At 32.7% G+C, this 12,309-nt stretch carries 12 protein-coding genes; 6 read left to right on the top strand and 6 right to left on the bottom strand.

Annotated features, from left to right (window positions below; genetic code table 11):
• The first annotated feature begins 3 nt into the window (after positions 1-3).
• Positions 4-705 (top strand): hypothetical protein, encoded by a 702-nt coding sequence (locus tag FNW38_RS09960; protein ID WP_143387951.1) that lies wholly within the window; start codon positions 4-6, stop codon positions 703-705.
• A 76-nt stretch (positions 706-781) separates the two neighbouring features.
• Here FNW38_RS09960 and FNW38_RS09955 read toward each other — a convergent pair whose 3' ends face one another.
• The 3 genes from FNW38_RS09955 to FNW38_RS09945 all read right to left on the bottom strand — a co-directional run bounded on the left by FNW38_RS09955 (position 782) and on the right by FNW38_RS09945 (position 5,807).
• Entirely contained in the window at positions 782-1,504 is a 723-nt protein-coding gene (locus tag FNW38_RS09955) for a CREC-EF hand family protein (protein WP_143387952.1), read from the bottom strand.
• Positions 1,505-1,628: 124 nt separating this feature from the next.
• A complete protein-coding gene (locus FNW38_RS09950) occupies positions 1,629-4,097 on the bottom strand; it encodes a TonB-dependent receptor (protein WP_143387953.1) in 2,469 nt (822 codons plus the stop codon).
• 12 nt (positions 4,098-4,109) lie between these two features.
• On the bottom strand, positions 4,110-5,807 hold the full coding sequence (locus tag FNW38_RS09945) for a M23 family metallopeptidase (RefSeq protein ID WP_144064844.1): 1,698 nt from the start codon (positions 5,805-5,807) through the stop codon (positions 4,110-4,112).
• A 180-nt stretch (positions 5,808-5,987) separates the two neighbouring features.
• Here FNW38_RS09945 and FNW38_RS09940 point away from each other — a divergent pair, with 180 nt between their 5' ends.
• The 3 genes from FNW38_RS09940 (at position 5,988) to rny (ending at position 8,354) form a co-directional block, all read left to right on the top strand.
• Entirely contained in the window at positions 5,988-6,278 is a 291-nt protein-coding gene (locus tag FNW38_RS09940; RefSeq protein ID WP_143387955.1) for a hypothetical protein, read from the top strand.
• 8 nt (positions 6,279-6,286) lie between these two features.
• Positions 6,287-6,580, top strand: coding sequence for a cell division protein ZapA (locus FNW38_RS09935; protein WP_143387956.1), 294 nt, complete (start codon positions 6,287-6,289; stop codon positions 6,578-6,580).
• 208 nt (positions 6,581-6,788) lie between these two features.
• Complete coding sequence (rny, locus tag FNW38_RS09930; protein WP_143387957.1) at positions 6,789-8,354, top strand: ribonuclease Y; 1,566 nt, start codon at positions 6,789-6,791, stop codon at positions 8,352-8,354.
• Between the two features lie 120 nt (positions 8,355-8,474).
• Here the strand turns inward: rny and xerD are convergent, their stop codons facing one another.
• From xerD to FNW38_RS09915, 3 genes are all read right to left on the bottom strand, one after another.
• The gene (gene xerD / locus FNW38_RS09925; protein ID WP_143387958.1) at positions 8,475-9,386 is read right to left on the bottom strand and encodes a site-specific tyrosine recombinase XerD; all 912 of its coding nucleotides are present in this window, start codon (positions 9,384-9,386) and stop codon (positions 8,475-8,477) included.
• Between the two features lie 78 nt (positions 9,387-9,464).
• Positions 9,465-10,064 (bottom strand): OmpA family protein, encoded by a 600-nt coding sequence (locus tag FNW38_RS09920; RefSeq protein WP_143387959.1) that lies wholly within the window; start codon positions 10,062-10,064, stop codon positions 9,465-9,467.
• 193 nt (positions 10,065-10,257) lie between these two features.
• Complete coding sequence (locus tag FNW38_RS09915; protein WP_143387960.1) at positions 10,258-10,848, bottom strand: porin family protein; 591 nt, start codon at positions 10,846-10,848, stop codon at positions 10,258-10,260.
• A gap of 325 nt (positions 10,849-11,173) precedes the next feature.
• On the opposite strand from FNW38_RS09915, the gene FNW38_RS09910 reads away from it, so the two are divergent.
• Together FNW38_RS09910 and aroQ are read left to right on the top strand one after the other, a co-directional pair.
• Positions 11,174-11,737 (top strand): porin family protein, encoded by a 564-nt coding sequence (locus tag FNW38_RS09910; protein WP_143387961.1) that lies wholly within the window; start codon positions 11,174-11,176, stop codon positions 11,735-11,737.
• Between the two features lie 79 nt (positions 11,738-11,816).
• A complete protein-coding gene (gene aroQ, locus FNW38_RS09905) occupies positions 11,817-12,230 on the top strand; it encodes a type II 3-dehydroquinate dehydratase (protein ID WP_143387962.1) in 414 nt (137 codons plus the stop codon).
• The last annotated feature ends 79 nt before the right edge of the window (positions 12,231-12,309 follow it).

The raw sequence follows: 12,309 nt of genomic DNA, 5'->3' as shown, positions 1-12,309 counted from the left end.
AAAATGTACCTCAACAATTCAAATATAAAACTTCCCGAAGATTCAAACACCATTGTTTGGAAATACCTCGATTTATCAAAGTTTCTGGATTTGTTACTGTCGCAAAAACTATTTATGTCGCGATCTGATAAGTTTGAAGATCAATATGAAGGCACTTTTAGCGAACCCACATTTGAAGAAATAAAAAAATTATCAATCGACAATCCTGAATTTCTTAATTACTACAAAACACATCGGGAAAAAGTAGCCATTAGCAGTTGGCATATTAACGAATACGAATCCTTTGCGATGTGGCAAATTTTCACTCAAAACAGTGAAGGTTTAGCTATTCAATCCACGATTGGCAGATTACAAAATGCGCTTCAGCCTGAAACGAATTTCAATCAATACATTGGGGAAGTAAATTATATTGACTACAAAAAAGAGTATATCCCGTTTGACGATATGTTTTTTCCTTTTTTATTCAAAAGGAAAAGTTTTCAATACGAACGTGAGGTACGAATCATCTCTGATGTTGCCGATAATAGCATCAAAATCAACGATGGGCTTAAAATTAATGTAGATATCAACGAATTAATCGAAAAAATTTACATTCATCCAAAATCAGAAAACTGGTATAAAAACCTTGTCATACAATTAGTGAAACAACTTGGTTTTGATTTTTGTATTGAAAAATCCGATTTAGAAAGTGATATTTTAATTTAATACTTTGGCAACGCTCAGTGCGACAAAACTGCAATTTTGGATTTGGTCCTGCATAACTAAATACCGATTTAAAATCTTAAACCGGCTCGTAACTAATTAATTTCCATTCCTTGTTTGACAAATCGATATAGCTATAATGCACCACATCCATTTTGTCAAATTTTCCATTTTTATTGGTATCTTCAACGGTTCTAAAATACAAACGATTTTTAGATTCTATCAATTTCCAATCAATTAACTCCTGATAACTGGCAGATATTTTAGTAAGTTTATCTCCACTTATTTCGCTAAGATATAAAGCTTTAATATCACTTGTATCTAGCTTCCCATCTTTATTGGTATCCATATCGACCATCGTGTACACCATGACTTGATTTTGGGTTTTATCGGCGACTGATTTTAAATAAGTCGCAGTTTGGATCAAAACAGGTTTGTCTGTCAATACTCTTATGGAATCAGAATTCATTCTTTGAAACTTTAGATTCTGCAAAAACCCTGTGATTTCATATTCACTATAATTAGATATCGTAAAACTTAAATCATTCACACTAGAAGATCCATATCTCGTTTTTATCCCTTTTTCACGTATGCTTAAATCTCCTACGGGATGAATCAAATAATTGGTTCCCTCCATATGAATAGGTAAATCGGCAATTTTGACTTGTGCCGAATCAGATTTCGTAATTGCTCTCCCTTTATTCGAAGCATCGTAGATTACTTTAGGCTTTTCTGATTCGTCTTTACAGCTAGCTAAAAGCAAAAGGGAAATCCCTAATAATGCAATATGTAATTTTTTCATGATGTCTTATTAAAAAATAAATTCAAATGTAATCATTTTTAAAAATGCTTATGCCATTCTGTAAATGATTTATGATATAGAAAGGGTTTAAAACTTTAATAAAAAAGCTCATATTCCTTTTCTCTTATAACTTCGCACTCAATTTTACATTAAAAACCCTGGTAGTCATATAATTAGGGATTGCGTATTGATTTTTTGAATAAACATCTCTAACCCAAGTATTGGTAATCGCGTTTTGATTATCAAAAAGATTAAAAATTTCTAACCCTAAAGCTAACTCCTTAAAACTTTTGAACCAACCCTTATTTCCATTCCCTGAATTATTCTCCATAAATACTTTAGAAAAACCAACATCCGCTCGGCGATAATCTCTCAATCTATTTTGATACAAATAAGGGTCTGCATATGAAGGCGAGCCTCCAGGTAAACCCGTATTGTAAACCAAATTCAGGTATATCTTCACACTTGGAATATTAGGCATATAATCTTGAAACAAAAGCCCAAATTTTAATCTTTGATCCGTTGATCTGGCTACGTATCCTTTGTTCTCGCTATTTTCTTCCGTTTTAAGATAACCAAAACTAAACCAAGATTCAGTTCCAGGGACAAATTCACCATTTAATCGAACATCCAGTCCTTGTGCATATCCTTTAGCATTGTTATTAGCCGTATAACGTATACGAACATTGTCAATAGTATACGTATTTACATCTGTCAAAGATTTATAATACAATTCTGAAACCAGCTTAAAAGGACGATTCCACATTTTGAAACTATAATCGTTGCTCAAAACGAAATGAATCGATTGCTGCGCCTTAATATTAGGCTGCACTACTCCATCAGCATCTCTCAACTCTCTATAAAATGGTGGCTGATGATACACCCCTCCCGAAATCCTGAAAACCATATCCTTATCCCAATCCGGTTTTATGGCAAATTGCACTCTTGGACTAAAAGTAACTTGGGATTTACCCATTACATTGTCCCCGAAAACTTCCCAGTTATGCATTCGCACTCCGGCATTACACCAAACTTCACTCGAGCCTATATTCTTTTTTCTACTCCATTGAGCATAACCTGAAAATCTATTAATCGTATTGAAATTAGTAGCTCTCACATTCTGATAAGGTACTAAAGGTCCTGTGTAAGGAGTATATGGCTGATCATTTTTAGGAAAGATAATTATTGGTGGATTTATGGAAAAACCAGCTGAATCAATTACTTCCCATTCCACTATTCTGTCGCGAATAGATTCCCGTGTATATTTGATTCCCCACTCGAATTGGTTTTCTTTCCAATCGTGGAATCCTTTCACTTCCGAATTTATAATTAACGCATCTAAATCATTGCGTGCGTGGTTTAGCTGTGACCCAATTCCTCTTGTAAAAGAAACATCACCATACGTTTCAGATCCAATATTTGTATCCACTTCACCCAGACGATATTGTGCAAAAATATCAAAATATTCTTGTTCTAAAGTATGAAAAACGGATCCAATAAATTTCAACGTAAAGTTATCAGAAGCATTAAATGTTGTTTTTATAGCTCCAAAATAAGTATCGTATTTGTCTTTTTCCTGACCTTCATAATAAATAGAAAGTGCCATAGGATTATCAATGGTTCCAAAATTAGTTTGGCGGGTCAATGGTTGATATTGGTATTTATTTTGAGAAATATTTCCCAGAAAACTCCATTGCCATTTAGCCGATGCCTGATAATTTACATTGGTTTGAATATCAGCGAATGTTGGCGTAAAATTAGTTTGTGTTTCTTGGCTTTTCACCAAAAGACTATTGTTGCGGTAACGTATTCCCGTTACTGTCGACCATTTTTTATTCTTGGAAACGGCATCAACGGACAGGCTTCCGCCAAGAAAACTAGCTTCAAGATTTGCGCCAAATTTGACCGGTTTTCTATAGGTAATGTCTAACACCGAAGATAGTTTGTCTCCAAATTTCGCCTGAAAACCTCCGGCAGAAAAATCAATATTTTGAACCAAGTCGGTATTGATAAAACTCAATCCTTCTTGCTGCCCCGAACGAATCAGAAAGGGACGATACACTTCAATCTCATTGACATAAACCAAATTCTCATCATAATTTCCTCCACGAACGGCGTATTGCGTACTCAATTCATTATTAGAATTCACTCCAGGCAATGTTTTCAAAATATTTTCGATACCCGCATTGGCTCCGGGAATTTTTCGGATAACTTCAGGCTCAATTGTGGTAATTCCCTGAACTCTTTTTCTGTTTTTTGCAATAACGATAACTTCGCCCATCTGCTCCTGGTAATCACTCATCACCAAGTTGAACTCCTGTTCTTCATTTTCTTTTAAAACAATCGAAACCGTAACCTTTTTCAAGGAAATATGGGTAAAAACAATCGTCACTTTTTGATTAGCGGGAACTCTTAAATCAAAAAAACCATTCGGATTGGATTGGGCAGTATTACCAGGACATGAAACATTAACGTTAGCTACAGCTTGGTTATTTTTATCAAGAATAATTCCTTTTATTCTAGCAGATTGTGCCAATGCAGCAAACCCAAAAAAGAAAAAAAAGAAAACAAATATTATTTTATTAGCACTCAAATGGTTTGGTTTTTATTTTTTTTGACTTCTAAAAAAATGAGTTTCAAAGGTAGTTGAATTTCCTACATTATCTGTTACAACTACTTTTAAATCATTGGCACCTTCAGCCACTATACCATCACTAAAATTGTGCGTTATTTTTTTAGTTTTATTATCATATTCGAATAATACCCAGTTTCCATTCAAATAGCCGTTATAGGATTTTATTCCTGATAATTCGTCATTTATAGTCAGTTGAATCGTCTTTTGATCACTCAACCATTTTCCTTCGATTGGTTTAGCTATCGCAATTTTGGACATGATAGTATCCATAACCAAAGCATACTTTCCTAAAGTTTTTACTTTAGCATTAAAAACACTATCTTTTCTATACGTTGGATTATAAGTCACTTTTTTACCTTCGACTAAACCTATAAATATTTTCTCTCTCTGAGTTTCGCTGTATTTATTGTCTTCTATAGAAATCGTAAAATTAGTATGAGCCGGAACAGTGTCCTCATGAAGGAATAAAGTATCATTTTTCACATCAAAATTCAAATCAAAATCATCATAAAACGTCCCCGCAGGAAAGAAAACCGACATGTTATCTTTGGCAAAATTACTGTCCTTGTCTGCTCTGACGAAATAATTGGACACAACCGGTTCCTGCTCAATAATGGTGGATAATAAATCATATTGAACAGGAATGGAAACCGTACTTTTATTTCCAAAAAAATCTGAAACTTCAACACGATAAACAGACGACAGGTTTGGAACTACAGAAATGATTCCATTGTTTTCATCAGTCTGAATAATGCTTAATCCATATTTATTTTTCATGAATAATTTCTGGACTCTTTGCTGCGTTTTCTTATACTTCGAATAATCGATCAGTGCATTTACATAACGCATATCGTCAAAAGAATAGGTGTCAAATTGATAACCAAAATTTGGTTTTCCGTTGTAAAAAGACTGCACCTTAAATACTCCATTACTATTGAAAGAAACATCATCATAATCAAAAGCCGTAATACCAAAACCTATTTTTCCATTGGCAACCACATTTTCAGACAGATAGGTTCCGTTTTTTTGTAATGATAAATTAAGCAACAAAGGACGCTTCGAATGATTCACCGAAGTTTTTGTATCTAAAGGATATACATAAACAGCAGAAATAAGAGGTTTTTTTGTGTCCTTAATATTCTTATCAAATCCAAAAAACATAGGATTAATAATTTTCTCCGTTTTAGTATCTCGAAATTCAAAATGCAAATGCGGTCCCTCAGAACCACCTGTATTTCCTGAAAAAGCAATTACTTGCCCTTTTTTAACAATCAATTCATCTGGCTTTAAGAACAACTCGATTTCAAAAGATTTTAAGGCATATTGGGCTTTTTTGATGTAATTTTCAATAGGATCATTTGCTTTTTGTAAATGCCCATATACTGATGTATACCCGTTAGGATGAGTAATATAAATTGCCTTTCCGTTACCAAAAGTGGAAATTTTCATTCTTGATATATACCCATCGGCAACAGCGTAAACCTTTAATCCTTCTTTCTGTAACGTTTTTAAATCAAAGCCCGCATGAAAATGATTGGGTCTCAATTCACCAAAATTTCCTGAAAGTTGCATTGGAACATCAAGTGGCGGACTGAAATAATCTTTGGGATAGTCCACTTGGGCAAAAAGGGCGGGGCAAAAAAATATAAGAAATATAAAAATTTTCATGGAGGTTCATTTTTGCTAAGATAAAAAAAAGTAGTTAATAAAAAATCATAAAAGAAATCAAATCACAACGCACTGAATTACATATAATTGATTTTTTTAACGTAAAAAAATCAATAAAATATTGTAATAATAAAAAGGAATACTAACTTTGTAAGATTAAGTAATGAATTAGAATTAATAATGAGTGTAATTGCAGAAATAATTGATACTCTTGAAAATAAGGTTGAAAAACTTTTCAGTAAACTGAAAGGTTTGGAGAAAATCAATCAAGATTTAAAAATTGAATTAACGAAATCTGCAGCAACCATACAAACTCAATATCAAGAGATTGAAGCGCTGAAAACGCAATGTGAAACACTCAAAATTGCTAATACATTATTAGGCAGTGACGATAATAAAAGAGATACAAAGCTTAAAATAAATTCATTAATTCGCGAAATTGATTACTGTATAGCACAACTATCAGATTAATAATAAATATGGACGATAAGCTTAAAATTAAAATATCAATCGCAGACAGAGTTTACCCGTTAACGGTAGAATTGTCTCAGGAAGAAGGACTTAGAAGCGCCTCAAAGAAAATTGATGTAATGATAAAGCAATTTGAAGAAAATTATGCTGTTCGTGACAAGCAAGATGTATTAGCCATGTGTGCGCTACAGTTTGCCTCGCAAGTAGAACAAAAACAAATTGATAATGCAATTGATGGTGAAGCAACCATTGAAAGATTAAAAAAAATCAGTGCGGTTTTAGATCAATATCTCGACAATTAAACGTTCTTTACAAAGACTAAGATACTGCCTACATTAGTTCATATTTGGTAAACTCAACACTAACAATTTAGAATGAGCAAATCATCACTACTAAAGCATGCCACGCTCCGGCGAGGAAACTTGAACAGTGAGTTAGCTCAAAACTTGTCTTTCCGAGTTTATTCAATTACCCTAATGTAGGCTTTTTTATATATAAATTTTAACAAACATGGACAACATATTAACGATCATTATTACCGGTTTTATAGGTATTGCAGGGGGTTTTGGAGTAGCCAAACTAATAGAAAAAAGCAATATTTCTAACTTGATTAAAAACGCAAAAAAAGAAGCAGCATCGATCCTAAAAGATGCCAATCTTGAAGCCGAAAACATAAAAAAAGATAAAATTCTTCAAGCAAAAGAGAAATTTATCGAATTGAAATCAGAGCATGAGCAAGTAATTCTTTCTCGTGACAAAAAAGTAGCAGAAATAGAAAAAAGAGTTCGTGACAAAGAATCTCAAATCTCTAATGAATTGTCTAAAGCAAAAAAAGTTAATGATGATTTTGAATCAAAAACTTTAGAGTATACCACTAAAGTAGAAGTTTTAGATAAAAGACAGGCTGAAGTAGACAAATTACACAAAAGCCAATTACAACAACTGGAAGTAATCTCTGGATTATCTGCTGAAGAAGCTAAAAATCAGTTGGTAGAAGGATTAAAAGCAGAAGCTAAAAGCAAAGCGATGTCTCATATTCAAGACACCATTGAAGAGGCTAAATTGACCGCACAACAAGAGGCCAAGAAAATTATCATTAATACAATTCAAAGAGTTGGAACAGAAGAAGCGGTAGAAAATTGCGTATCTGTTTTTAATATTGAATCAGATGACGTAAAAGGTAGAATTATTGGTCGTGAAGGTAGAAATATCCGTGCCCTTGAAGCTGCAACTGGAGTTGAAATCATTGTAGACGATACACCAGAAGCTATTATTCTTTCTTGTTTTGACCCTGTACGTAGAGAAATAGCTCGTTTGGCATTACACAAATTGGTAACTGACGGAAGGATTCACCCGGCACGTATTGAAGAAGTTGTTGCGAAAACAGCCAAACAAATTGACGATGAAATTATAGAAGTTGGTAAACGTACGGTTATCGATTTAGGAATTCACGGCTTACATCCTGAATTGATTAAAGTTGTGGGACGTATGAAATACCGCTCTTCTTATGGGCAAAATTTACTACAACACTCCCGTGAAGTTTCTAAACTTTGTGGAATCATGGCAGCTGAACTTGGCTTAAATGTAAAACTAGCTAAAAGAGCTGGTTTATTACACGATATTGGTAAAGTTCCAGATGCCGAAAGTGATTTACCACACGCATTATTAGGAATGCAATGGGCTGAAAAATACGGTGAAAAAGAAGAGGTTTGTAACGCAATTGGAGCGCATCACGATGAGATTGAAATGAAATCGTTATTATCCCCGATTATTCAAGTTTGTGATGCAATATCAGGTGCAAGACCAGGTGCAAGAAGACAAGTATTGGATTCATATATTCAGCGTCTAAAAGACTTAGAAGAAGTAGCTTACGGATTTAGTGGCGTGAAAAATGCTTATGCTATCCAAGCGGGTAGAGAACTTCGTGTTATTGTAGAAAGTGAAAAAGTTTCTGATGAAAATGCAGCAAATTTATCTTTTGAAATATCACAAAAAATTCAAACAGAAATGACTTATCCCGGTCAAGTAAAAGTAACTGTAATCAGGGAGACCAGAGCGGTGAATATTGCGAAGTAAATCCCCTCCTAACCTCCCCAAAGGGGAGGAATAAAAAAACACATAAAACTGTAAGACTTATTGATTCAAAATCGATAAGTCTTTTTTTTTTACAATTTTAATCCTGCCATATGAATACTGTTATTTGAAATCTGATTTTTTTCTGGGATGAAAAGTATTAATTACCTGCGTTAAAAACTTCCTGTCAAGATGAACATAAATCTCTGTTGTAGTTATCGATTCATGACCCAACATTAATTGAATGGAGCGCAAATCAGCTCCGTTTTCGAGAAGATGCGTAGCGAAAGAATGCCGTAGCGTATGCGGACCAATATTTTTATTTAAATTTATTTTGGTAGCCAAATCTTTAATAATCGTAAAAATCATAGCTCGTGTCAATTGATTTCCTCTTCTATTTAAGAACAACGTATCTTCAAATCCCTTTTTAATATTCAAATGGATTCGCATCGTATCTTTATAAATTTGAATGTATTTTTGAGTTAAATTTCCAATAGGCACAAAACGTTGTTTATTACCTTTTCCTGTGATTTTAATAAAACCTTCCTCAAAAAATAAATCTGAAATTTTCAAAGCTGTTAATTCAGAAACCCGGAGCCCACAACCATAGAGCGTTTCGAGCATGGCACGATTACGTTCCCCTTCATTAGTGGTTAAATCAATGGTAGAAATAAGAGTATCGATCTCATCAACAGATAAAGTATCAGGCAGTTTCCGACCTGTTTTAGGCGTTTCAATCAATTCTAAAGGGTTATTATCTCGAAAGTCTTCAAATATTAAATAGCTAAAAAAACTTTTAAGTCCCGAAATGATTCTGGCTTGTGAACGTGGATTAACTTGTTTTGAAACATCATAAATAAACTGCTGAATTGTTTCCTCATCAATATGTATTGGAGAAATGGCTATTCCATTCTTTTCAAGGAAAAGACACAAACGTTCTATATCGAAAGAATAATTTTCAATAGTATTCTTTGACAAACCACGCTCGATTCTTAAATAGGACTGATAACTTTTTATATATGTATTCCAATTCATATCCCAAAGTAAAGCATTTTTTAGACATAAAAAAACCACGCTTTGAACGTGGTTAACTTTATAAGTAAATGAAAAATATTATTTTCTCCATTTACCTCCACCAATATAAAATCCTAAATGAATTCCTAAATAAGTATTTGAAACTGTCCCTAAATTGTTACCATTCATATCCTGCAAATTAGATTTTGGCACCAAATTATATTCTAATCCCATTCTGAATTTACCCCATTCAAATCCTCCACGTAATAATGCTCCCATTTTACCAGTTGCATCTATTGCCATTTGATTCGAATCATTGGCGTCATTAAACTCTACATTTGCAATAGAATAATATCCTGCTCCACCACCAATATAAGGAACAAAAGATTTTCCAGCTTTATTAAAATAATAATCATAAGTTCCTACGTACGAACCATTAGCCGAAACTTTAGCACTGGTAGTATTCCCATCTCCATTATCTTGAATATCACGAATCATTGCAGCAACACCAATTCGCAAACCGATGTTCATATTCTCTTTTATATTGTATTTTGGTTCAATAGAAAACAATATACCTCCCCCACCATTTGAAGGGACTGTATATCCTAAATCTAACCCAACTCTAAACCCACCCTGCTTTTGTGAATAAACATTGGTAAAAGCCAATGCGATAAATACTGCTAAAATTACTTTTTTCATTTTTTATTGTTAATTGTTAATTGTTAATTGAAATAAAAATACAAAAAATAAAACTCGTAAAATTCTTACTAATATAAATTGCAAACATACTTATCAACATTATAATTCCACAACACTTTTTTAAGGTCAAAGCATTTTCACATAAAAAAACCTCCCGAATTGGGAGGCATAGAATATTGTATTTATAAAAATTTTAAAATTTGTAACCTACAGAAATTAGGAAAACAGAATTTTTTGATTCAGATTCCCCTGGAAATAAATCTTCTTGCACACGTGTTAAACCTAAATTATAACGTGCGCCCAACATAAATTTTTCAGCAAAATTATAATTGGCACCAAAACCCAAACTTACATCTATTGATTTAGTGTCATCCTTAACGTCCACAGAATCTCCACCAGATTTTGCTTTGGCAGATACTAGAAAACCAATTTGAGGGCCTAATTCAAGACTAAAAGCATCAGCTACATAATATTTAGCCATAACTGGAATATTGATATAGTCTAATTTCAAATCGCCTTTATCGCCTTCAAATTCTAATTTAACTCCTTGTGTAGAGTATAGCAATTCAGGTTGAATAGCGAATTCATCACTTATCATAAATTCTCCGAAAAAACCTATGTGAAATCCTACTAAAGAGTTTGAATTTACACCATCTTGATCAGCATTAGTAATTGAGGAAATGTTCAAACCTCCTTTAGCTCCAAATGACATATCCTCTTTTTCCTGAGCATTCACAAATCCAAATGCGAACACTAATACTACTGTTAAAATAATTTTTTTCATGATTTATTATTTAAAATTTGTATGCTTAAAGTTAAAAAAATCAAACAAGGGATTTCCTTTTAAACCATAAAACTCGTTGATTTCCAAATTAATCCGTTTAAATACAACAAAAAATAAGATTTAACTCATTGATTTTTAATTAATTACAATTTAACTAATTATTTTACACACAAAAAAATGCCTAATTAAAAGCTTAAAAACATTATTATCTTGAATTTAAATTAAGTGAATATTATAAGTAAAAAACATAAAATTGTAATATATATTTACTTTAAGAGTTTTATATTGTACATTCAAATTAAGAACAATAATTAAATACAACATTATGAAAAAGACAATTTTAGTCACCGTTTTACTTCTTGCTATTTCAGGTAATATGCAAGCTCAACTAGTTAAATTTGGAATAAAAGCTGGTTTAAATTATGCCAATCAAACAGGTACAGATATTACAATAAACAGCACTAATTACAAAACAGACGCTATTACCAGTTATCATGCCGGTTTAGTTGCCGAAATTAAACTAATAAAAGGTTTTTCCATTCAACCCGAATTGTTGTATTCTACTCAAGGAGCAACGTACAAAAATGCTGTTGAAGAATTCAGAAATGAATTGGGTTATTTGTCCATTCCTGTATTGGCAAAAATTCATTTGAATAAAACGGTGAGTCTTGATCTTGGCCCACAAGCATCATTTTTATTGAGTGAAAGAAAAGAATTTGATGTTGAAGATTCAGAAACTTTTGATTTTGCCGCTGTTGGAGGTTTAGGATTTGATATTACAAAAAACTTTTTCCTGCAAGCTCGTTATGTATTAGGACTAACAGAAGCATCAAAAGAGGCACAAACCAAGAACTCAGTAGTTCAAATTTCAGCAGGTTTTAAATTCTAGAAAACAATAAAAAAAATAAATTTATTAAAACCGTTCTTTAAATTGGAACGGTTTTTTTATTTTTACCAAAACATCAACTATGAAAATAAGTATCATCAACGGGCCAAATCTTAATCTTTTGGGTAAACGAGAACCAGAGGTCTATGGTAGTCAAACTTTTGAAGACTATTTTACAACTCTAAAATCAAAATATCCACAAGTTGAACTAACCTATTACCAAAGCAACATTGAAGGGGAATTAATAGATAAAATTCAGGAGTTTGGTTTTTCTTATGATGGTATAATTCTAAATGCAGGTGCTTACACACATACTTCTATAGGTATTGGTGATGCAATAAAAGCCATTACAACCCCAGTAATTGAAGTCCATATTTCAAATACTTTTTCTCGTGAAAGTTTCCGTCACCAATCCTATATTTCAGGTAATGCAAAAGGGGTTATTCTAGGATTTGGTCTAAAAAGCTATGAACTAGCCATACAGTCTTTTTTATAACTTCAATATTGGAGCAAAATAATCTTATGAATGTTTAACAAAGAATTAGTATCCTCTTTTTAAACTTCTTATATTTTTG

This window comes from Flavobacterium gawalongense, from assembly GCF_007097265.1.
Lineage (GTDB): Bacteria > Bacteroidota > Bacteroidia > Flavobacteriales > Flavobacteriaceae > Flavobacterium > Flavobacterium gawalongense.
This window is presented reverse-complemented; position numbering and strand designations above follow the sequence as displayed.

Coding starts and splice junctions, on each gene's coding strand:
- FNW38_RS09960 (WP_143387951.1), top strand. CDS start 4: ATGTACCTCAACAATTCAAATATAAAACTTCCCGAAGATTCAAACACC.
- FNW38_RS09955 (WP_143387952.1), bottom strand. CDS start 1,504: ATGAAAAAATTACATATTGCATTATTAGGGATTTCCCTTTTGCTTTTA.
- FNW38_RS09945 (WP_144064844.1), bottom strand. CDS start 5,807: ATGAAAATTTTTATATTTCTTATATTTTTTTGCCCCGCCCTTTTTGCC.
- FNW38_RS09940 (WP_143387955.1), top strand. CDS start 5,988: ATGAGTGTAATTGCAGAAATAATTGATACTCTTGAAAATAAGGTTGAA.
- FNW38_RS09935 (WP_143387956.1), top strand. CDS start 6,287: ATGGACGATAAGCTTAAAATTAAAATATCAATCGCAGACAGAGTTTAC.
- rny (WP_143387957.1), top strand. CDS start 6,789: ATGGACAACATATTAACGATCATTATTACCGGTTTTATAGGTATTGCA.
- xerD (WP_143387958.1), bottom strand. CDS start 9,386: ATGAATTGGAATACATATATAAAAAGTTATCAGTCCTATTTAAGAATC.
- FNW38_RS09920 (WP_143387959.1), bottom strand. CDS start 10,064: ATGAAAAAAGTAATTTTAGCAGTATTTATCGCATTGGCTTTTACCAAT.
- FNW38_RS09915 (WP_143387960.1), bottom strand. CDS start 10,848: ATGAAAAAAATTATTTTAACAGTAGTATTAGTGTTCGCATTTGGATTT.
- FNW38_RS09910 (WP_143387961.1), top strand. CDS start 11,174: ATGAAAAAGACAATTTTAGTCACCGTTTTACTTCTTGCTATTTCAGGT.
- aroQ (WP_143387962.1), top strand. CDS start 11,817: ATGAAAATAAGTATCATCAACGGGCCAAATCTTAATCTTTTGGGTAAA.